We start from the raw sequence: 21,508 nt of genomic DNA, 5'->3' as shown, positions 1-21,508 counted from the left end.
CACCAATATAATGCGCCCCACCCCACCCACCGACCCCATATGCTGTGTTATCGAGGACTTTTATCTAAGCCCATGGGGCAACCACCCCACCATTGCCCACCCAGCGCCTCATCCGTGGGGCAAAGTGGGGAATTTTGGCGCGGCACAAAAATGCCCCGGTTGACCCTCACTGGGCCAACCGGGGCGAACTAAATTAAAAAGCGCTAACGCTCCTCAAAGCGGCGACGGAAGTTTTCCTCCAACTTGCCGCTGACTCCACCACTGCGGGACGCGGACTTCTTTGCACGAGCGCTGGAATAATGCCCCTGGGCAGAATGCCCAGATCCATCTCCGCGCAGCATCCACACACCGGCGGCAAACATCACCAAAAAGCCCGCGATAGAAAGCACGATAAACCACAGGCTTTGCTGTGCGAGAGCAACACCGCCGATAAGCATGCAAAGGCCAACGACAACGAGCGCTACGCCTCGGAGGGTTACCGCACCGCCAGATCCGCCGAACGACGTAGGCTCAGAAACGGAAGCGCCAAACTTAGGATCGTCAGCAAGTAACGATTCCTCAATTTCACGGAGCGTGCGCTGCTCCTGCTCGGAAAGAGACACTGTTCCTCCAACTAGGGATTGAGCTTCGGGCGGTAATAGTTCTATCTATATTAACGCCCAGAATAATCAGTATGTTCCCCAAAAGGTAGTGAGCGCCCCCACGAAGTGACTACGCAGCAAAAGTGCCGAAAGTAGTCCCTGCCTCACTTTCATCCAAAAATTGTGCAGCACGCTGCATGAGGCCATAAACATATTCCTCGCTCGGCGCTTCATCCAGCCCCGAAGACACGCGCGCACGAGTCCGCGAATACCCCTTAAAGGATTCAGCCCACCGCTTGTCCTCCACACCGACGAGCGCTAAACGATCCCATGCGCTGGAGGGAAGGCGGCGGCGCCGAGCCACTACAGATGCAGCCACTCGTGCGCCAGCAGTACGTAGAGCCGATTGGTACGCCACCTCTAAGGCTTGATCGAATCGCCCCTCAGCCGCATAACCGCGCGCGGCGTCTAATAATTCTCGTGCCTGAAAGAGGAACCGTGCCCGCTTGCCACCTTCTCGCCCAAGAGAACGGGTACGCGTTGCCGAAATAATCTGTGCCATTGTCTTTGCCCTTAACTAAATAAATAACGTCGTTGAACTGCCCCTGACCCTAAGTAAGCCGCTAGACATTTCAACCCCGAGTATAGTTCACCTGTTCGATTCGAGCAATGTTAATAGCTGGACACACGCTTTCCTCAGTCTTCTTGTTCGATTCACTTTTATGAATTTCGAAGAATATAGCGAGCCCTGCTTTCCCCTCCGCCACAGACTTCTGGTGTCATAGGAAGTGTGAGCTTTGAAATTCGCCGCCTAACCCCGCCGGAATTCTCCCTGCTAGCCCCGCAACTGGTGGAAATCTACATCGAGGCAATGCACTACAACCCCGCGATCTTGCATAGTCGCATTTCAAGCTGGCGAAATGACGTGACCCGCCCCGGATTCAGCGCGCAGATTGCCACCCATGACAATGGCATCGTCGGCGTGGCCTATGGGTTCTTAGGTTCCCCAGATAGCTGGTGGGACGCTGAGCTTCGCCGGGGGCTCCTACTACAAGGCGGGCCCACCGAAGAACAGTGGGACATTGTGCGCAACTACTTTGAGTTGGCAGAGATCCACGTCTTGCCGCAGTACCAGGGGCACGGCCTAGGCAGAAAACTTTTAGAGGGATTGCTATGGAATGCTCCGGCGCGCTACGCACTGTTGTCCACACCCGAGGTGCCGAACGAGGATAACGGTGCCTTCCGCCTCTATAGAGCCGCCGGCTTCTTCGATGTCCTCCGTGATCATCTCTACCCCGCCGATGCCCGCCCCTTTGCCATATTGGGCGCGAGCCTGCCGCTGTAAACCTCTGTTATTTCTTGCGCAGCCTAGCCGGTATCGTGTGGGGTGTGACTATGCAGAATATTCCTGAGCTTGCGGAAATCCCCGGTGCGGTGCGCGAGGAACTCGCCACCTTTCTCGATCAACGCCGAGGGCAGGTGGCGGAAATTGGTGCCCCGGTAACCAAGGCCGTGAGCTTTTTGGAATCCTTCGTACTTGACGGCGGCAAGCGAGTGCGCCCTACCTATGCTTGGGCGGGCTACCTTGCTGCAGGTCGAGGAGAAGAAGAACCCGCGGCTATGCTCCGCGCGGCCGCCTCTTTGGAATTTATCCAAGCCTGCGCTCTTATCCACGATGACATTATCGATGCTTCAAATACCCGTCGCGGCAATCCTACGGTGCACCGGGGCGTCGAAAAGCTGCACCGCGAATCGGAATACTTGGGGGATCCAGAGTTCTTCGGCACCTCCGTGGCAATCTTGGTGGGTGATTTAGCGCTTGTGTATGCAGAAGACATGTTCCAAGATTCCGGCCTGAGTGCGGCCGCTTTGCACCGTGCCCGCAGCCCGTGGCGCGGCATGCGCACTGAGGTTATCGGTGGACAGCTCTTGGACATCTCTTTGGAGGCGGCAGGGTCCGAATCGGTAGAGCTTGCCAATTCCGTCAACCGCTATAAGACGGCCGCTTATACCATTGAACGCCCGCTGCACTTGGGCGCCGCCATCGCCGGTGCGAGCGAGGAACTTATCGCAGCCTTCCGCGGCTATGGGCACGATATAGGCATTGCCTACCAGTTGCGCGACGATCAGCTGGGTGTTTTTGGCGATCCCGCGGTGACCGGCAAACCTGCCGGTGATGATCTGCGCGAAGGAAAGCGAACCGAACTTTTAGCGCTAGCGCTCCAGCGCGCGGATGAGTCCGATCCACAAGCTGCTGCTACCCTGCGCAAGCTCATTGGCCACACCTCAGATCCCCAGGAGCTATCGCGCCTGGCCCAGATCATCGCTGATTCGGGCGCACCAGAAGAAATTGAGCGCCGCATCGATGCCCTAACGCGATCGGGACTGCAGCACCTGCACGCCGCGCAGGTGGATCCCGCGGTGACCGAAGCCCTAGAGCAGTTGGCGATCAAGGCCACTGCTCGCCGCAAGTAGGTTGTGCCGTGGCAAAAACGTACTCTTTCCCCATTCCACGCGCGCTGCCGCTGGGGCTATCTGCCTCCGGCATTTTATTGCTAGCGTCCTTCTCTGGCGGCGCCACCCGCAACCGTGGAGGACTCCTTGAAACATTAAATATTGGCTTCTTGTCCTATGGGCACGGGCGCAATCTCGGCCTAGCGCTGTACTGGGTGGGTATTTTCCTCTTAGCCGCAGCGTGGGTGCTTGCTGGGCGCACCATCATTCGCCCGCAGCTCAAAAATCCTCTGCCCGAGGGCGGCTTGCGGGACATCCAGCGCATTCTCATCGCCTGGGTAGCTCCCCTTTTATTAGCCGGGCCTTTGGCCTCACGCGATGTGTATTCCTACCTCATGCAAGGTGCAATGGTTCGCGATGGCTTCGATCCGTATACCGAAGGTGCCGCCGTTAACCCCGGCCCCTTCCTCCTTGAGGTATCACAAGATTGGCGCAATACCACCACACCTTATGGTCCCCTTCACCTGTGGATAGGAGAACTGGTCACCAGCCTGGTAGGAGATAACGTCACTGCAGGCGTGGTGATCTATAAGGTTCTTTCTCTGCTCGGGTTTATTGCCATCGCCTGGTCAATCCCCCGCATCGCCCGCAAACTCGGCGCGGATCCTGCGGTAGCACTGTGGCTTGGTGTAGCTAATCCAGTTATTATCGTGCACCTTATCGGCGGCATGCATAATGAGTCGCTCATGGTAGGGCTCGTGTCTATCGGCCTGCTAGCGGCATTGCATCAGCGCTTCCACGCCGCCCTCATCCTCGTGGGCACGGCCGTGGCTATGAAGGCAACTGCGGTTATTGCGGCACCGTTTATCGTATGGATGATGCTCCACCACTACGCTCCCAAGGGCTCCAGTAAGTGGCGACAACTTGCTGTCTTTGTGTTATCTGGCATCGCCGCAGTGGCAGAAATCATCGCCGCAGTAGCCCTCATCACGTGGGTTTCCGGCACGTCATGGGGCTGGCTATCGCAGGTAAGCGGCAATTCCAAGGTGATTAACCCGCTGGCAGGTCCCACCTTGGCCACCGATGTTATCTTCCCGGCGGTACAAATATTTATGCCGGATGCGTCCTATAACGCCATCCTGGCCGTCCTGCGCAGCATCGCCATGGCCTGCATGCTCATTGGGCTGGTGGCGGTGTGGTGGCTTTGCCGCAAGGACAACCGCGACGCCATTATGGGCACCGCGGCCGCGTACCAAGTTGCCTTTGTTTTCAACGCCGTGACCCTACCGTGGTACTACGCCTCTATCTTTACCCTGATGGGCACCTTCCGGCCGCCGCTCTGGCTCATCAAATTCACCACCGGCGTGGCCCTGTTTATTGGCGTCTCTTTCTCCGGCGATGGCAATCACCAGCTCTACAACTGGTTCTGGGTGATCGGCATGATTGTGGTGGCGTGGTTTGCCACCCAGTGGATCTTTGAAGGCGTGCCTAAAAAGCGGCAGCCTGCGCGCGGCGAATAACCTCGCGGGCAAGGTGACCGTGCAGGGCATCGATCGGGCGGCCCGGCAGCGAGTCATCCTCGGTAAAGAGATGCTTGAAGATTTCGTCGTCCTTATAGCCGCCGTCTGTCAACACGGTAATTGCGGCAGTTACATGCTTGGCAATCACACCCTTGTCGTTGAAGAAGGCCAGAGGTACGCGCTTTCCTTCTGGGGAATCCCAGGCAATGAACTTTCGGTCCTGCAGCAGGTCATAAGCGCGGGTGATGGGCAGGTCTAGCTTTTCTGCCACCTGCTGCATGCTGAGCAGTTCTTCGTTAACGAGCAAGGAATCGAGGGATTTTTCTTGGTTAGTCACGTTTTCTACTTTAACGCGGGCTAGATGATCGGCCATACTGGGAAGCATGACTAGGTTGGAAATTGGTGACGTTCTGGAGAACCGTTACCGGATCGATCGCCCCATTGCCCGCGGTGGCATGTCTACCGTCTATCGCTGCGTGGACATGCGGCTGGGGCGAGCGGTCGCGGCCAAGGTCATGGACGAGCGCTATTCCGATGACCCCGTCTTTATCAAGCGTTTTTCTCGCGAGGCTCGCGCCATGGCCCGCCTGCAGCATCCCAATCTCGTAGCTATTCACGATTTTTCCGCCGACGGCGAGCCCATTTATCTCATCATGGAGCTCATCGATGGCGGTACGCTTCGCGAACTACTGGCCGAGGGCGGCCCCTTTCCGGTGCAGGCGGCCACCTCTACCCTGCGCAATGTGCTGCGCGGCTTGGAAGAGGTGCACTCGACCGGGCTCATCCACCGCGACATCAAGCCCGATAATGTGCTTATTACCTCCCACCACCGGGTAAAGGTGGGCGATTTTGGGCTGGTGCGTGCCACCAATGCCGAGGCTACCTCGGACATGATTGTGGGCACCGTATCCTACCTCGCCCCGGAGCAGGTCACGGGCGAAGAAATTACACCGGCCTCGGATGTCTATTCAGCCGGCATTGTCCTCTTCGAGCTTCTTACCGGCACCGTTCCTTTTTCGGGGGATACTCCCCTGGCGCACGCCACTGCCCGCTTGGATTCCGACGTCCCCGCGCCGTCCTCGCGGATTTCTGGGGTGCCCAAGCTTGTCGACGCCCTCGTGGCCACCGCCACCGCCCGCGATCCCCGCGAGCGCTTCGCCGACGCCGGAGAATTCCTCGAGGCGCTCGATGATGTCTGCCGGGAGCTCGATCTTCCGGACGTGACCATCCCCGTGCCAAGGAACGCTGCCGCGGCACGCACGGCACAAGCACCCACGGATTTTTCGGGCACTGGAGCCACGGAAATTTTCGAACCCACCCGCAGCATTCCGCAGGGCGAAACGGAGCATCTCGACGGCGGCCCGACTGAAGTCATCCCGCCGCAGCGCCTTAGCTTTGAGACGAAACTGGATTTGCCACAGGCCGGGGCCGCTCCAGAACCGGAGCCGCAATCATTGTCACAACCCCAGGCACAGCCGTATTCCGCGTCCGAGCCCCCACTCGAACCATTTGCGCCGGCAGCTGCCTCTGCGCCTGCACCGGTACCTGCTCCAGTCCCCGAGCAGCCGGTCCAGAGCGCGCATGAAGAACCCGCCGAGCGTCCGCTGACCAACCGCAATCCGCTGTCACTAGTGCTGTACTTAGTAGTGGTCGCGATTGCGGTGGGCGCAGTGGCTATCGGCGGGTGGTGGTTCGGCTCCTCGCTCTACGGCATGACGCCGCACCTGTGGATCTAGTTACGTAGCATCTCCGCGATAAGGAAGGACAGCTCGAGCGACTGCTGCGTATTAAGGCGGGGATCCACAGCCGACTCGTAGCGGCCCGGCAGATCCACGTCGGTAATGTCCTCGGCGCCGCCCAAGCACTCGGTGACGTCTTCACCGGTGAACTCAAGGTGTACGCCACCCGGGTGGGTGCCCAGTTCGCGGTGAACCTCGAAGAAGCCTTGGACCTCATCCACGATCTTGTCAAAGTGGCGAGTCTTATAGCCATTAGAAGCGGTGAAGGTATTGCCGTGCATCGGATCGGACTGCCATACCACCTTGTGGCCGGAGTCTTCCACCGCCTTCACAATGGCAGGCAGAACCGTGCGCACCTTATCGTGGCCCATGCGCGAGATCATGGTCAGGCGCCCCGGCTCGCGGTTCGGGTCCAGCCTTTCCGCGTACTCCACGGCCTGCTCCGGGGTGACGCCCGGTCCCAGCTTGATGCCCACTGGGTTACCAATCATCGCCGCAAAGTTCACGTGGAAATCTTCGATGCCACGAGTGCGCTCACCAATCCATACCTGGTGTGCGGAGAGATCGTAGAGCTTGGTATCGCCGTTATTGTCCTGGCCCAAGCGCAGCATGGAGCGCTCATAGTCCTTCAGCAAAGCCTCGTGCGAGCAGTAGATATCGGCCGAGCGCAGGGTGTCATCATGCACGCCGCAGGCATTCATGAAGTTCAGTCCGTTTTCAATCTCCCGGGCCAAGTCCTGGTAGCGGGCACCAGCGCGGGAATTGCGCACGAACTCGCGGTTCCACTCATGCAGGCGGTAGAGATCCGCAGTGCCGGAAGAGGTCAAAGAACGCACGAGGTTCATTGCCGCCGAAGAGTTCGCGTAAGCGCGGATCATTCGGGCTGGGTCGTGGCGACGAGCCTCATCGGTCGGCTCCACGGCGTTGACAATGTCACCGCGGTAGTTCAGCAAACCATTGGAGTCCGTATCGGAAGAACGTGGCTTGGCGTACTGGCCAGCGATGCGGCCGAGTTTAACCACGGGAACGGATGCGCCATAGGTCAACACCACGGCCATCTGCAGCAGCGTTTTCACATTGCCACGGATATGCGGCTCAGTATTGGACTCAAAGGTCTCCGCGCAATCGCCACCCTGCAGCAAAAAGGCGTTACCCAAGGCAACGTCTGCCAGCTTCTTCTTGAGCGCCTCGATCTCGGGCGCAACCACGATGGGCGGCACGGACTCGAGAATCTTGCGCACGTTATCGGCCTGGGAAGTATCCCAGCTGGGCTGCTGCTTTGCGTCACGCTTGATGACGTCCTGGAAGACCTCGTCGATGCCGGCGGGCAATGGCGGGAGGTCTGGGAGAACGCCTTGCGGAATATCTACTGTCCAACTCACACTGCTATTTAACCATCAAGCGCCTATCGCGAGTTAGTTAAATCCTAGATATTAATTCTATTGCCCTTAGACAGCGGAAGCACCTGGGCGCAGGCTCGGAACTTGGCGAGGTTATGGCGGGCGTCGACAAGCGCATCGTGATTGCCCTTAGGCACGGCCGGCAGGCTCGGACGGCCTGCAAACTCCCAGTACTGCTTCAACTCGCGGGTATAGCGTGGCATGCGCTTTGGCAGTCCGGCCATATCGCCCCACAGCTGCGCCAAAACCACATGATCATAAGCGCCCACCCAAGCCCACAGCTCTACCGGAGTTGAGCTCTGGGTCAGGAACTCGAAGACCTCCGTGCGAATGGTCTCCAGAGGCTTCCATACTGGGTCCCGCGGGCTGGGCAGCTTGGCCAGTACATTGTCTTTGACCCAAGAATTGGCCTTGGACGGATCGAAATCCGTAGACACGGCGTAGTACTCGCTGCCATTCTCACCGACGATGCCGATGGAGACCAATTCAATGGTTTGTCCATCTTCGATAAATTCGGTGTCATAGAAGTAGCGCACGTCTCCCAAGCCTAGTGCCGCCTAGTCTGCGGCGATAAATTGGCCCCTTAAAGAGACGGTTGTAGACTTCTGGCGTGAAGAAATCTTTGTGGTTTACTGCTTTGCCCTTGTGCCTCTCTGCCCTCGTGGCCCTTTGGTGGCTCATTGATATTCCGGAGCTTTTCTCCGGCCATTTTTCCACGTATTACCACATTGACCTGGACGTTTACCGCGAAGGCGGGGCCGGCTTTGGCAGCGACCTCTATTCCAAGGACTACCTCGTTGGCAGCAATCGCGATGTCTCTCTTCCCTTCACCTATCCGCCCTTTGCGGCGCTGCTCTTTGCCCCACTGAGCTGGATTCCCCTCACTGCTGCAAGCATCCTGGTTTCTATCGCCTCCTTTCTTGCGCTGTGGGGCTGCATAGCCTTGGTTCTGCGCGCCGTTGATTGCCCTGGCTGGGCAGGCTGGGCGCTGCTAGCGGCAATGCTTACGGAGCCGGTAACGGAGACCTTTAGCTTCGGGCAGGTCAACATCCTGCTCACCGCACTCGTCGTGGTCGATATCCTCTGGCTGCGCCCCGGACGCGGCAGGGGCGTGCTTACCGGCATCGCTATGGCGATCAAGCTCACCCCTGCGGTATTTCTCGCCGTATTTTTCGTCCGCCGCGAATGGCGCGCATTTTTCAGCGCCCTGGGTTCCTTTCTGGCAGCTGGGCTCATCGCCTTCGCCTGCAATCCGCATAGCTCCATCCAGTACTGGAGCGAAACGCTGCGCGATTCCAACCGCATAGGTGGACTTGCCTATAGCTCCAACCAATCCCTGCGCGGTTTCTTTAGCCGCCTAGTCCCCGAACACGCTGAAAAGCTGTGGCTTGTAGCCGTAGTCCTCGTCGTTGCCATCGTGTGGTTTGCTATGGAGCGCCTCTCCCACGAGAACCAGGCGGTACTCATGCTGCTGGCCGCTTCAGTATCGCTCCTGTGCTCGCCGGTGTCATGGTCACACCACTTCACCTGGTTGGTATTGGCGGGCGTATTGCTAGTGGCGCGGCGCCACTGGGTGCTCGGTGCGCTGACGTGGCTGGCGCTTTTGGCCCGCGGTCATTGGCTTGTCCCCCATGCCAATGAGCAAGAGCTGGACTGGGCATGGTGGCAGCACATCGTGGGCAATGACTACGCCATCGTTACCGCTCTGCTGGTTCTTTGCTCGCTACCATTGGCTCTACGACGGGCCGGCGCTTATCAATCCGCGGCGGAACCAGCGTCCAGCCAAGGATAGGGACCTTCCCGAGGACCCAGAGCGCTACCGATGCCGCTGCGGAGTAGAAGAAGCACATTCCGATCCAGAACCAGGTGTTTTCCATCGGCCACTGGCCAGCAAGGCTCACCACATAATCGCGGTGGGCCATGAAGAAGCCGTACCCCAGCGTCATGCCGATTGGGTGGGCCAAGTAAATGGGCAGGGTATGCCGGCCCACGAACTTTACAAAAGTGGACAGAGCCGGAATATGGCTAATAAGGACAGCACCAACAATGCCCGCTGGGGTTTCAAGCGTCTGCTCCGCAAAGCGGATCAACAGGTCTAGATCGCCTCGGCCAAGAATGTCCCCACCTGGCAGAGGCCACTGCACCGCTACCTCGCCTTCGACGGAATTCCAGGTGTGCCGGATGGTTAGTCCCGCGATGTAGCTGATGATTGCCGCGCCATATGCCCACATAGAGCCCTTGCGGAAGGTGCCTTTAAAGGGTGCTTCGGCGGCGTCGGCAAACCGCGTAATAGGCCCGCGGAGATAGGCTGCACCGACGAAGATGGGCAAGAACATGATTGCCTTGCCAATAAAGTAATAATGATCCTGCCACGCTATAAACAGCAGCGGCGCAAAGCTCAGGCCAATGCCTGCCCACGCGGGCAACTTGCGTACGGCCCACAAAAATATATTGAAAAAGATAAGCGCGTGAATGAACCACGCCATGGTATGGCCCAGCAGCAGGTTATAGAGCAGATCAGTAAGCTGCAGATAGGGATCACCAAATACCCAGTGGTACTCGATGCGCTTAGTCCACAGCTCAACGGTCATCCACACCGTATAGGGCACGAGGAAAAACCACAGGCGGCGGGTAAAAAGCTCGCTGAAAGAATAGCGAAAGATCTTGGTAGAGAAATAGCCGGATACGAGGAAAAACAGGGGTAGGCGGAGCGGGTCCAGCCACACGTTTAGGTCAGCCAACCACGTTAGCTCACCTTCCGGAACCACCAGCGTGACGTGCAAGAGCACCACGCCGATAATGGATACGCCTTTAGCGGTATCTGGCCAAGCTAAGCGGGCCTTGGGAATAGTGATTACCTCCCCTTGTATTCAGCGCCGGCGGGGTAACCATGGCCGGCTTTGAGCGAAGCCTTCACATCGGAGGCGTACACATCAACATAAGGCTTATCGCTCAGCTCGGCCAAATTGCGCATCACAAAGTCGGTGAAGGCGCGAATAGTGTCATGCTCGGCCGGATTCATCCCGCGCTCCTTGGCCCACTCATGCGGCCAGATGGGGTCTCCTACCCGCACGCCAACCTTGAAGGGGCGGGGAATCCACGAGCCAATGGGATTGGCCTTGCGCGAATTGATCATCGCGATGGGAAATACTGGCTGATTAGTCTCCATGGCGATGCGCGCCATGCCGGTGCGTCCCCTGTACACGCGGCCATCTGGGGAACGAGTTCCTTCCGGATAGATACCGAAGAGATCGCCACGGGACAAAATGCCTTCTGCGGTTTCCACGATGGCGTCGCCAGCGTCCTCGCTATCGCGCTCGATGGGGACCTGGCCTACCGAGGTAAAGAACCACTTTTGCAGGCTGCCGACAAGACCCGGAGTGGTGAAGTATTCCGACTTAGCCGGAAACGTGATCTGGCGCGGGCACACCAAAGGAAAGAAGAAGGAATCCATGACGGCCTGGTGATTCGACACCAAAATCGCAGGGCCTTCAGCGGGGATTTTCTCGATACCCTCGCTCCACGGGCGATTCCATACTCGCAGGGCGGGTCCGAAGAAAATGTGCTTAAAAGCCCAGTACCACTTGTTTTTCATCGCCAGGTCGTCCTTTGTTAGTTTTAACGGCCGCTGCGGGCCAAATCGGCTACGCCAATCATACCCGCTGCCGACCCTAATTCTGCGGTGGCAACACGTGCGAGGGGGCGATGCCCTGCCCCGACAATGTCCTGTCCCATGGCTTGGGCAGCACCCTCGAGGTAGAGGTCCGCATCTTGGGACACGCCGCCTCCGAGCACGATGAGCTCCGGATCCAACACGTCAGCAACAATGGATAGGCCCTGGCCCAGCCACCGGCTGAAGTCTTCCATTACCGCTACGGCAAGCGGATCTCCACGGCGCGCCGCTTGGGTAATTTCCTTACCGGTGGGCTCAGCCGGCAGCGAGGTTTCATAGCTCCCACGCAGATCAGCGCAGGTATCCGGCAACGCGGTACCAGAGGCATAGCGTTCCAAGCAGCCGCGCTTGCCGCAGGAGCACTGCCGGCCATTAGGGACTACCACGATATGCCCAAATTCTGGGGCGGTGCCAAACGCACCGCGGTAGATGGTGTCATGCGTCATCAGTGTGGCGCCGATACCAGTTCCTACCGCAAAGAAAACCCAATCCTCCGCCCCCCGGCCAGCGCCAAAGCACCACTCACCCCACGCGGCAGAATTTGCATCATGCTCCAACCGCACGTGCATCCCGAGCTTCTGCGAGAGCGATTCCCGGACATTGGCGTGCCGCCAGGGAAGGTGCGGGGCGAAGCGCACTACCTCACATGTAGGATCCAAAAATCCCGCCAAGGCGAGGCCAACGGCGTCTACCTCATAGTCAGCGCGCAGCTCATCGACGATGCCCACAATATCCGCTTCCAGCTGCTCGGCGTCCATGGAAGTAGGAACCGTGCGGCTCGCGAGAATCTCACCCTCCCGAGTGATCACTCCGCCGCGCACGTTGGTACCACCGACGTCGAAGCCGATAGTCAGATCGGCGGAGTTGTTCTTAAGCATGCATAACAGAATATACCGACAACCGGGTTAGGGTCACATCAAGACATCAGCTGCCGCAAACGCTGCCCCATTATCCGCCACGTCCAATTCTCTTCCACATGGCGACGCCCCGCCTGCCCCATGCACAGCCTACGCTGCGGGTCGGCCAAGAGAGCTTTCAACGCTCCAGCTAGTTCCGGCACAGCTCCGCCCTTGACGACGACCCCCGTCTCCCCCGTTACCGTCTCCGGTGCACCACCGGAGTCTCCAGCGACAACTGGCAGGCCGCACGCTTGCGCCTCCAAATAGACGATTCCCAAGCCCTCGACGTCTAGCCCACCGCCGCGGGTGCGGGCCGGCATGGCAAAAACATCCGCTGCATGCAAAGCAGTCTCAATGCTTTCCGCTTCTTGAATCACTGCGTCTGGGCAATAGATTTCCGCCAACCGTTCTAAAGCCGCGCGGTAGCGTCCGCGCCCAATAAGTAGGAGCTGTGCATCCGGGAATTCTTCACGCACTAGCGGCATAGCGCGGAGCAGCTGGTCTTGCCCCTTACGGGGGACAAACCGCGAAATGCAGACGATGGTCGGCCCGCTGACCCCGAACTCTGCCTTCGCCGCTGCGCGTTGCTCCGGCGTGGCTGGAGAAAGACCTTCCACGCTCACTCCGGAAGGCAGGTGCTCCCAGCGCGGATTCGGTCCAAATGGTCGACGCAACCGACGTAGGGTGTAGTCGGAAATATAGGTAATCACGTCAGCATTGTCACCAATGCGGCGCAGGCACTGCCGAGCAACGGGCACCATTGACCACCCCACTTCGTGCCCGTGCGTCGTAGCTACCACACGGGTCGCCCCCGCCTCCTTTGCGGCCTTGCCCATCAAAGCAAGGGGCGCGGCTGCACCAAACCATACGATGTCAATATTTTCTGCGCGGATGATCTCCTGCATCCGACGCACCGTGGCGGGCGTCGGCAACATCACGCGGCGAGGCCAGCGAATGACCTTGTAGTCCACCCCAGCATCGAATTCCGCCGGCGATTCCTGGGTTGAGGCGAAGACCACGACGTCGCGCGGGTCTAAGGTTGCTACGAAATCGCGCAGGTAAGACTGAATCCCGCCAATCTTTGGCGGGAAGTCATTGGTTACCAGCAGAACGCGGGCCACTTAGTACCGCGCCGTTCCGGTAATCGGCATGGACTTTAGCGGTACCACCTGAACAGGCACGCCATAGGTAGAGGCATGGACTACCTGGCCATTACCGATGTACATGCCCACGTGAGTTACCCCAGGGTAATAGCCCACGATATCGCCCGGCTGTAGGTCTTCCAACGGTACCGATGTGCCACCTGCAATCTGAGCCTGCGACGTACGCGGAATGGACTTGCCAATCTGCTGATACGCCCAGAACATCAGGCCGGAGCAGTCAAACTGATCGGGGCCAGCCGCACCCCAGCCATATGGGGCGCCCAGCTTCGACAACGCTGCGGAAGCAGCGCCGTCTGCGACCTCGCCCAGATCCATATCCGGCTTATCAGATCCGCCGAACTGGCCTTCCCAGGCCTCGCGCTGCTGTTCATCGAGGGCGTCCACCTGCTTTTCGATGTCCTTTTGCTGCTTTTCCAGCTCCTCTTTCTCCTTGAGGAGCTCTTCACGCTGCTCTTCCAGCGCCTTCTTTTCCTCGCGCACCTTCGCGGCGGCGTCGGCAGCCTTATGCTTTTCCTCTTCCGCCATGGAAGCGGCATTAGCCTTTGCATCAAGAGTGCGCTGGGCCTTGCGGGAAAGCGCGCCGAGGTAGCCCATGCGCTCTACGGCATCGGAGGGATCTTCTGCTGCCAAGGCCCCAGACACTGCCGAACGGGAATCACCACGGTAGCGCGACTGTGCGATGCCATTGACACGGTCCTGCTGGGTGGAAACATCGCCTTTCGCCTCGTCCGCACGCGTTTGTGCCTCAGCGGCGGCCTGCTCAGATTCAGCAACCTCAGCATGCTTTTCCTCGAGCTTGACCTCGAGCTCTTTTACTTCTTCATTCTTGGCAGAAACCTTGCGCGCAACTTCGCCAACGCGCTCTACCAAGGCGTCCACATCTTCGGTGGCGCTCTCCTGTTGTGGAGCCGCCTCCTGCGCAACAACCTGCGAAATCCCAGAAACCGACGAAACAGCAAGAGCCGCCACAAGTGCAGCTGCAGGAAGTACTCGTTTAGACACGTAAGGACCCTTAGACTAAGAAAATTTTAGAATTCGTATTAACTATAGCGGGTTTTACCCCCTAATGCACGACAAAGCCCTCCCCGCGAAGGGGAGGCCTAGATCCGCTGCTTCTTAGAAGCGAACTGCGGAGTGAATCGGCATGTAGTTCAGGTCGCGCTCCTGAACTGGGACGCCGGAGTTGAGGGCGTCGATGATGGTGCCGTGGCCGGTGTAGATACCAACGTGGGAAGCGCCACCGTAGTAAGCAATGATGTCACCCGGCTGCAGCTGATCCAGCGGTACCGGGGTACCGGCGGCAGCCTGTGCCTGAGAGGTACGCGGAATCTGCTTGCCAGCCTGAGCGTATGCCCAGCTGGTCAGACCGGAGCAGTCAAAGGCGTTCGGGCCAGCGGCGCCGTATACGTACGGGGAGCCGATGACGGAGCGTGCTGCAGCCAGTGCCTTCTGGCCAACGGTCTGCTGTGCCGGAGCGGCCTGCTTGTGGCCAGCTGCTGCGTAGTTGGTGTTCTGCTGGTTAGAAACCTTACCCAGGGACGGAACGTAGCGGTCGATGTTCGGAACCTGGTCAATGTTCGGGACGTTTTCCAGACCTGCTACCTCAAAGCGGTAGTCAGTATTAGGTACGACGACCTCTGCTGCCTGTGCGACGCCCGGTGCGACGACGGCGGCGGTTGCAGCCAGTGCTGCAGTAGATGCGATGCGACGGGTGTTCTTCATGCCCTGACGACGGTGCTGTGCCATGAGTAAAACTCCAAATCTTCCTGCGCGCCTACTCCCCTTGTAAAGGAAGCTCTGACCCTGGGGGACTAGCGTTCGTTGGGAATCCGTTCCTTTAGGATTTCCTCCGCTCGGCCCCTCAGTAGGAGGGGCCAGATGCGGCGCTGTAATTCTTCTGTTTAGATTGAGCACCTTTTCGGGCGGTAACTCAATGTCTCGAATAGGTTACGAAATCATCACAAGCAATGTCCATTCGCGACACCAAAATAACGTTTGTTATCGCTTCGTTACCTTCCGTTGACCTTGTCGAGATTTAACCTCCACACGGACGCTAGTTCCCACCAGAATTAGAGGCTTTAAGGTCACAAGCTGCACAAACGACAGAGGATGACAGACACCCGACCAAGAATTACCCTTACTAAGAAAACGCTTAACAATTAAGAGAGTTCTAAATTGTGACTTTCAGCACTAAGACATTTTGGCAGCCCCTTCTTCCCCACCAATTGACTCCTCTACCGCACGCCTAGAGCCTAGTTTTCATCGCAACTGCGCCCCGCTTTGCCGCCTTTCCTTGCGGTGGTTCTATCTAAACCGCTTTCCGACGCCCCCTAACGCGCTCAATCGACGAGCGAAACGTGCTTCCAGCAAACAAAGACTTCCGGCATCCACACCCATCTGAGCCCACGCACTAGGCTCCTAAAGCTACAAAGCATGAGAGAACCACTAACCACCGACAATTCGCGCACCAGAACACGTACTAAACCGACTGCACAACAACTTTCAGCAGCACTTCTTCAGATGCTCCAAGATTCATAAAGATTCTCAGGCACGCGACGCCCCCTTCTCCAACTCTTGTAGCAGCCAGAAAAATGAGGACTGCGTTCGGAATTGATCTGTATATACGCAAGACCCGCCCTTGCTCCTTTAATAGGAGCAAGGGCGGGTCTGTGAGCGTGTTTCGAGAAGTCCTCAGGAAAAGCGGTTAGATGCGGCCGTTTTCCTCGTCCTCACGGCGGTTAGCCTCGTTGAGGCGGCGGAACATCTCCGCTTCCTCGTCGTGGTTATCCGAGTGGATTTCGTGCACTCGGTGCATGAGGGCCGGATCATCAGGGCTGAAGGTGCCCTGAGTCTCGGAGTCCGCAAAGCCAAGCTGGTTGAGCTGCTTCGGCACCTGAGCGCCTGCGTACTCGAGCGGAACCGGGTGACCATCGGCGTCAACCGGGCCGAGTGGCTGGTGAACCTCAATGAAGGCACCATTCGGCATCTGCTTGATAACGCCGGTTTCAATACCGTGCTCCAGCACCTCACGGTCAGAGCGCTGCAGACCAACGCAAATGCGGTAGGTCATGAAGTACGCAATCGGTGGCAGCACGATGAGGCCGATACGACCAACCCAGGTCATTGCGTTCAGCGAAATCTGGAAGAAGTGTGCCACGTGGTCGTTACCACCGGACAGGGTAACCAGCAGGAAGAACACGATGGCAGCCGCACCAATAGCGGAGCGGGTAGGAACATCGCGCGGACGCTGCAGTAGGTTGTGGTGTGCATCGTCACCGGTGAACTTCTTCTCCAAGAACGGGTAAGACATAAGCAGGACGACCATGAGGCCACACAGCAGAGCTACCCAGAACGCGGAAGGAATGGTGTAGTTACCGAGGTAGAGCTCCCATGCCGGCATGACACGGGCAACACCGTCAGTCCACAGCATGTAAATATCCGGCTGAGAACCAGCGGAAACCTGGGATGGGTTATAAGGTCCAAGCGTCCAGATGGCGTTGATGGTCAGCAGACCAGACATCAGCGCCAGTACGCCAGCAACCATCATGCCCATACCAATAGCCTTGGTGGCGAAGACCGGCATAATGCGGACGCCAACCACGTTGTTCTCTGCACGACCCGGTCCAGGGAACTGGGTGTGCTTCTGGAACCAAACCATAATCAGGTGGGCTGCAATCAGGCCAAGGATGATGCCCGGAATAACCAGAACGTGCAGGATGTAGAAACGATCCAGCATCAGGTCAGACGGGAAGTCACCGCTGAAGATTGCCCAGTGCAGCCAGGTGCCGATAATCGGCAGGCCCAGGATGATGGCCGACATGATTCGCAGACCAACACCGGAAAGCAGGTCGTCCGGCAGGGAGTAACCAAGGAAGCCCTCGATCATGCCCAGCAGAATAAGTGCGCAACCGATGATCCAGTTTGCCTCACGCGGACGACGGAATGCGCCGGTGAAGAAGATGCGCAGCATGTGCGCAACCATGGACATCATGAACAGCAAAGCTGCCCAGTGGTGCATCTGGCGCACGAACAGGCCACCACGAACTTCGAAGGAAATATCCAGCGCGGTGGCATATGCGCGGGACATTTCTACACCGTTAAGCGGTGCATAGGTGCCGTCGTAAATGACCTTGGTGATGGAAGGGTCGAAGAACAGCGCCAGGTAGATACCGGTCAGTACAAGAATGATGAAGCTGTATAGCGCCATCTCACCGAGCATGAAGGACCAGTGGGTCGGAAAGACCTTGTTCAGCTGAGTCCTCAGCACGCCGGCGGCGCTATAGCGCTCATCCATGTTGTTGCCCATTTGGGCGAGTTTATTGCTCATTATGACTTACGCTCCCAGAATGCCGGGCCGACAGGCTCAATGAAGTTGCCCTGTGCAACGAGGTAGCCCTCGTCATCCACCGTGATAGGCAGCTGTGGCAGTGCACGGGCAGCCGGGCCGAAGACCGGCTTGCCGTAGTGCAAAGCGTCGAACTGCGACTGGTGGCACGGGCACAGGATTCGGTTGGTCTGCGCCTCATACAGAGAGGTCGGGCAACCGATGTGGGTACAGATCTTGGAGTAGGCGTAGTAATCGCCGTGGTGGAAGTCTTCCTGACCTTCGCGCTCGATTGCCTTCTGAGCGTCATTATGACGCAGGCGAATCAGCATGACCGCATTGCGGTTGCCGTGAATCGAGTGCATGTGGTGCTCGTAGACATCGCGCTCGGCATCGTACTTGTCGCCATCGTTAACGTCTTCTTCTGCCAGCGGGAAGACGGTCTCCATGCCGCCTGCCGCCAGATCCTCCGGGCGCACACGAACCAAGCGGGTAACACCCTTGGTGCTGTAGTGCTCACCGGTTTCGCCAGAGTGCTTCTCGGCGATAGTACCGGTGTCGCGCGCCAGGTAGAGCTTGACGCCTTCATTGTGCATGGTCCAACCGGAAGTCCACAGAGTGCCGTCACCGGCATAGTTCATATTGTGGCGAACCTTCCAAGGGTTCTTAATTGCGCCGCCCAGCGGAGCAATCACGGTAAGACCGAACAGAACGCCGGCGCCGCCCAACAGACCCTGAACGGTCTTGCGGCGACCCAGAGTGGAGGTCTTCCAAGAATCGTTCAGAAGAGCGGTCAGGGTACGGCGGTCAACTTCTTCGGAAGGACCGTCGTGACGACGCTGAACGGAAATCTCCTCAGGGAGAATCTTCTTAACGTACTGAACGATGGCGATGCCCAAGCCGCAAATTGCGAGGGCTGCAGTAATACCCAGCAGAGGGGTGTAGAGGGTGTGCCAAATGTGGCCCTCCTCCCCTAGCTGCTTGTACTGCCACGGCCAGAACAGGTAAACGCCGAGGAATCCGAGGCCTCCGATGACGGACAGGAACAACCAGATAGCAACGTTACGTCCAGCGCGCTTTTCAGCCGGGTCACCTTCGACTGGGAAGCGCTCCTTGCGGAACGCAACGGTGACGTCGTCGAGCTCGGTACCAAGAGCAGCGAGTTCATCGTTGCTCATCTTGTCGAGCTCAGCGTTAGTGTAATTCTTCTTCACATTGCTCATGAGCGCGATCCAATCCACATAGCGGCAGCGCACAGGGCGCTAATGCCGATAATCCACATTGCCAGGCCTTCCGCTACTGGGCCAAGACCGCCGAGGTCCCAACCTGCTGGGGAAGGAGTTTCCTTTGCAGACTTGAGGTAGGCAATGATGTCCTTCTTCTCATCTGCGGTGAGCTGGCGGTCGGAGAACTTAGGCATGTTCTGCGGACCAGTCAGCATTGCCTGGTAGATTTCCTGCTCGCTTGCCGGAGCCAGCTCCGGAGCGAACTTACCGGAGGACAGAGCGCCGCCCTGGCCGGTGAAGTTGTGGCAGGAAGCGCAGTTCATGCGGAAGAGCTCGGAGCCCTTCGCTACGTCTTCTGCCTGGATTTCGCCATTGTAGTTAGCACCACGCAGCGATTCCTGAGCAACGCTTCCGTCGTCGTTGTAGACAATGTCTGCGCCGCCACCGTTGGCTGCAACATATGCAGCAAGAGCCAGAGTCTGCTGCTCGGTGTAGCGAGGAGCCTTGCGCTCTGCTTGGGCGTCGTTAGACATCATCGGCATACGGCCGGAGTGCACCTGGAAGTACACGGAACCAGCACCGATACCAACGAGGGACGGACCGCGACCTTCGATGCCCTGCAGATTGGCACCGTGGCAGGTGATACAAGCGGTGTCATAGATGTCCTTACCCTCTTGGACGAGGGCTTGGTCATCTTTTTCCGCCGTGGCGACCTGTGCGTCCGGGGTCAAGGCAGAAGCCAAGACGCCCGCACCGGACAGGCCAATCGCCAAAGCGAAGCCACCGGCAAGGGTGCGCTTCGCCTTGCGGCGACGGCGGGTCTTCTTAGCCGCCGCAGTGGTCTGCTCCACTGCCACGGACTGCGAATTGTTATCCATCATTTTCCTTTAGATAACTCGAACACGGGAGGACTGTTTGGGGATTGTGGCCAGTGCTACTGGACCAAGTAAATAACGGTGAAAACGCCGATCCACACAACGTCAACGAAGTGCCAGTAGTAGGACACTGCCATTGCTGCGGTCGCCTGTGCCGGCGTGAACTTGGACTTAGCAACGCGCGCGAGAATGATTGCAAAAGAAATCAGACCCGCGGTCACGTGCGCAGCGTGGAAGCCGGTGATGATGTAGAACACCGAACCGAAGACGCTGGACTGCACAGTCACACCTGCGTGAATCAACTCGGTCCACTCAAACGCCATGATGCCCAGGAACACAACGCCCAGTACCAGCGTCACGGTGTACCAGAGTCGAAGCTTGTAAACGTCACCCCTTTCTGCGGCAAACACGCCGAACTGCGAGGTCACAGAAGAAGAAATCAGCACTGCCGTAATGAGGAAACCCATGGGCAGGTTGATATGGGCGGTGTGCTCCGCCCAATCGCCTTCCTGACCGTTTGCTCGCGAGGTAAACCACATCGCGAACAGTCCGGCAAAGAACATCAATTCCTGAGACAGGAACACGATAGTGCCGACACTGACCATATTGGGTCGGTTCAGTGAGGCAGCACGTGGTGCTGTCATACCTTGGTTAGAAACTACGCTCGTCACAGTGGCTATTATGGCCGTTCCGGGCGCTGAAGTCACCTCGATTCCCCCCGCTTTCTCCATTCTTTTTTGATGCTTCGTCCAGCAAAAGGCCAGCAAGTCAGAGTCAAAAACTTTATTTTTCCAAACGGGAACTTTTCGCCCCGCTTTCCGACGTCCCATTGATGCAGGTGACACCACACGTCGGGCCCTACCCTGAAATTCCGAAGCACCCCGGCCACCCGACGCCTCCACTTATCGATACACCAGTCCGTGTACCCGCCCCCGTTGCCTGGAGAGATAAATCACACTCCACGAGCCCCCCAAACGCCCTGCTTTACAACTTTCGAACGACCCCCGCAAAAATCGGCTCCTACGTGCCAGAATGCAGAAGAAGCGCCATCGCGAACATGCAGCAAGATCAGCCACTCCTCCCCCACCGGTAAAACTTTTGAAATTCTCGGGAACTTTCTTGCGTCGCGAACGACGCTGGATCGCCAAAGCCCTCCTAGCCATAGTGGCTAGGAGGGCGGAGAAGTTTTAGGCAGGGATTCCTTTACATCGAGGAATTAGTGCTTTTCCTTCGGCAGGCCGTACTGGAGGGACAGGCCAGTGCAGGCCGCGATGAGGCAGACAGCGCCGAGGGCAATCAGCCAGAAGTAGAGGAAGATGATTCCCAAGCCAAGAAGGCCAATGGCGCCAGTCATAGCCAGCGGCCAGATGGAGCCTGGGGAGAAGAAGCCAAGGATGCCAGCGGCATCTTCAGTTTCTGCCTCTTCCCAATCCTCTGGCAGGATGTCACTGCGGTCATCAGTGAAGTGAAGGTAAGCACCCAGCATCATGCACAGCAGGAAGGCAAGGAACATGCCCACGATGCCAACCCACTCGGCACCGTAGAGGTAGCCATCGTCCTTAACGAAGGTGACGCCGAAGATGTAGACAATCAGCGAGACAAGAAGGTACGTCGCGATTGAGTAAAAGACTTTCGATGTTGCACGCATTGTGTT

The 21,508-nt window shown here is 58.0% G+C and carries 21 protein-coding genes; 5 read left to right on the top strand and 16 right to left on the bottom strand.

What is annotated here, in order from left to right; genetic code table 11:
• Nucleotides 1–203: 203 nt before the first annotated feature.
• The gene (locus MHK00_RS02240) at nt 204–602 is read right to left on the bottom strand and encodes a DUF3040 domain-containing protein (RefSeq protein WP_005328929.1); all 399 of its coding nucleotides are present in this window, start codon (nt 600–602) and stop codon (nt 204–206) included.
• A 109-nt stretch (nt 603–711) separates the two neighbouring features.
• Nucleotides 712–1,143: an SAV_6107 family HEPN domain-containing protein gene (locus MHK00_RS02235; RefSeq protein WP_080970386.1), complete on the bottom strand. Its 432-nt coding sequence runs from the start codon at nt 1,141–1,143 to the stop codon at nt 712–714.
• Between the two features lie 228 nt (nt 1,144–1,371).
• Between MHK00_RS02235 and MHK00_RS02230 the strand changes: the two genes are divergently transcribed.
• The 3 genes from MHK00_RS02230 to MHK00_RS02220 are packed head-to-tail and all read left to right on the top strand — an operon-like array spanning nt 1,372 to nt 4,555.
• Nucleotides 1,372–1,926, top strand: coding sequence for a GNAT family N-acetyltransferase (locus tag MHK00_RS02230; RefSeq protein ID WP_049377659.1), 555 nt, complete (start codon nt 1,372–1,374; stop codon nt 1,924–1,926).
• 50 nt (nt 1,927–1,976) lie between these two features.
• The gene (locus MHK00_RS02225) at nt 1,977–3,056 is read left to right on the top strand and encodes a polyprenyl synthetase family protein (protein ID WP_049377660.1); all 1,080 of its coding nucleotides are present in this window, start codon (nt 1,977–1,979) and stop codon (nt 3,054–3,056) included.
• Nucleotides 3,057–3,064: 8 nt separating this feature from the next.
• Entirely contained in the window at nt 3,065–4,555 is a 1,491-nt protein-coding gene (locus MHK00_RS02220; protein WP_250410220.1) for an alpha-(1->6)-mannopyranosyltransferase A, read from the top strand.
• On the opposite strand, the gene MHK00_RS02215 is transcribed toward MHK00_RS02220, so the two are convergent.
• Complete coding sequence (locus MHK00_RS02215; protein WP_250410219.1) at nt 4,524–4,928, bottom strand: Rv2175c family DNA-binding protein; 405 nt, start codon at nt 4,926–4,928, stop codon at nt 4,524–4,526. The genes MHK00_RS02220 and MHK00_RS02215 overlap by 32 nt on opposite strands.
• Nucleotides 4,929–4,938: 10 nt before the next feature.
• Between MHK00_RS02215 and MHK00_RS02210 the strand changes: the two genes are divergently transcribed.
• Entirely contained in the window at nt 4,939–6,291 is a 1,353-nt protein-coding gene (locus tag MHK00_RS02210; RefSeq protein WP_250410218.1) for a protein kinase domain-containing protein, read from the top strand.
• On the opposite strand, the gene MHK00_RS02205 is transcribed toward MHK00_RS02210, so the two are convergent.
• Together MHK00_RS02205 and MHK00_RS02200 are read right to left on the bottom strand one after the other, a co-directional pair.
• A complete protein-coding gene (locus MHK00_RS02205; protein WP_250408646.1) occupies nt 6,288–7,676 on the bottom strand; it encodes a class II 3-deoxy-7-phosphoheptulonate synthase in 1,389 nt (462 codons plus the stop codon). The genes MHK00_RS02210 and MHK00_RS02205 overlap by 4 nt on opposite strands.
• 44 nt (nt 7,677–7,720) lie before the next feature.
• Nucleotides 7,721–8,230, bottom strand: coding sequence for a polyadenylate-specific 3'-exoribonuclease AS (locus tag MHK00_RS02200; RefSeq protein ID WP_049377664.1), 510 nt, complete (start codon nt 8,228–8,230; stop codon nt 7,721–7,723).
• A 74-nt stretch (nt 8,231–8,304) separates the two neighbouring features.
• Between MHK00_RS02200 and MHK00_RS02195 the strand changes: the two genes are divergently transcribed.
• A complete protein-coding gene (locus MHK00_RS02195) occupies nt 8,305–9,486 on the top strand; it encodes a glycosyltransferase 87 family protein (protein ID WP_005328939.1) in 1,182 nt (393 codons plus the stop codon).
• Here MHK00_RS02195 and MHK00_RS02190 read toward each other — a convergent pair.
• The 11 genes from MHK00_RS02190 to ctaF form a co-directional block, all read right to left on the bottom strand.
• Nucleotides 9,392–10,486 carry a hypothetical protein gene (locus tag MHK00_RS02190; protein WP_250410217.1) on the bottom strand — a complete coding sequence of 365 codons (1,095 nt, stop codon included), beginning with the start codon at nt 10,484–10,486 and terminating at the stop codon, nt 9,392–9,394. The genes MHK00_RS02195 and MHK00_RS02190 overlap by 95 nt on opposite strands.
• 62 nt (nt 10,487–10,548) lie before the next feature.
• Entirely contained in the window at nt 10,549–11,289 is a 741-nt protein-coding gene (locus MHK00_RS02185) for a lysophospholipid acyltransferase family protein (RefSeq protein ID WP_005324474.1), read from the bottom strand.
• A 23-nt stretch (nt 11,290–11,312) separates the two neighbouring features.
• Nucleotides 11,313–12,245, bottom strand: coding sequence for an ROK family protein (locus MHK00_RS02180; protein WP_005324472.1), 933 nt, complete (start codon nt 12,243–12,245; stop codon nt 11,313–11,315).
• A 38-nt stretch (nt 12,246–12,283) separates the two neighbouring features.
• The gene (locus MHK00_RS02175; RefSeq protein WP_005324470.1) at nt 12,284–13,387 is read right to left on the bottom strand and encodes a glycosyltransferase family 4 protein; all 1,104 of its coding nucleotides are present in this window, start codon (nt 13,385–13,387) and stop codon (nt 12,284–12,286) included.
• The gene (locus tag MHK00_RS02170) at nt 13,388–14,431 is read right to left on the bottom strand and encodes a C40 family peptidase (protein ID WP_250410216.1); all 1,044 of its coding nucleotides are present in this window, start codon (nt 14,429–14,431) and stop codon (nt 13,388–13,390) included. It abuts the gene before it with no gap.
• Nucleotides 14,432–14,545: 114 nt separating this feature from the next.
• The gene (locus tag MHK00_RS02165) at nt 14,546–15,175 is read right to left on the bottom strand and encodes a C40 family peptidase (protein ID WP_005324468.1); all 630 of its coding nucleotides are present in this window, start codon (nt 15,173–15,175) and stop codon (nt 14,546–14,548) included.
• Nucleotides 15,176–16,133: 958 nt separating this feature from the next.
• A complete protein-coding gene (gene qcrB, locus MHK00_RS02160) occupies nt 16,134–17,756 on the bottom strand; it encodes a cytochrome bc1 complex cytochrome b subunit (RefSeq protein ID WP_179386733.1) in 1,623 nt (540 codons plus the stop codon).
• Nucleotides 17,756–18,976 carry a cytochrome bc1 complex Rieske iron-sulfur subunit gene (gene qcrA, locus MHK00_RS02155; RefSeq protein WP_005324466.1) on the bottom strand — a complete coding sequence of 407 codons (1,221 nt, stop codon included), beginning with the start codon at nt 18,974–18,976 and terminating at the stop codon, nt 17,756–17,758. Before qcrA ends, qcrB begins: the two co-directional genes overlap by 1 nt.
• Nucleotides 18,973–19,860: a cytochrome bc1 complex diheme cytochrome c subunit gene (gene qcrC / locus MHK00_RS02150; RefSeq protein ID WP_005324465.1), complete on the bottom strand. Its 888-nt coding sequence runs from the start codon at nt 19,858–19,860 to the stop codon at nt 18,973–18,975. Before qcrC ends, qcrA begins: the two co-directional genes overlap by 4 nt.
• Before the next feature lie 53 nt (nt 19,861–19,913).
• The gene (gene ctaE / locus MHK00_RS02145; protein WP_430516378.1) at nt 19,914–20,525 is read right to left on the bottom strand and encodes an aa3-type cytochrome oxidase subunit III; all 612 of its coding nucleotides are present in this window, start codon (nt 20,523–20,525) and stop codon (nt 19,914–19,916) included.
• Nucleotides 20,526–21,070: 545 nt separating this feature from the next.
• Nucleotides 21,071–21,502 carry an aa3-type cytochrome oxidase subunit IV gene (ctaF, locus tag MHK00_RS02140; protein WP_250410215.1) on the bottom strand — a complete coding sequence of 144 codons (432 nt, stop codon included), beginning with the start codon at nt 21,500–21,502 and terminating at the stop codon, nt 21,071–21,073.
• Nucleotides 21,503–21,508 lie beyond the last annotated feature (6 nt).

It is taken from the genome of Corynebacterium tuberculostearicum, from assembly GCF_022347385.1.
GTDB classification, from domain to species: Bacteria; Actinomycetota; Actinomycetes; order Mycobacteriales; family Mycobacteriaceae; genus Corynebacterium; species Corynebacterium tuberculostearicum_M.
This window is presented reverse-complemented; position numbering and strand designations above follow the sequence as displayed.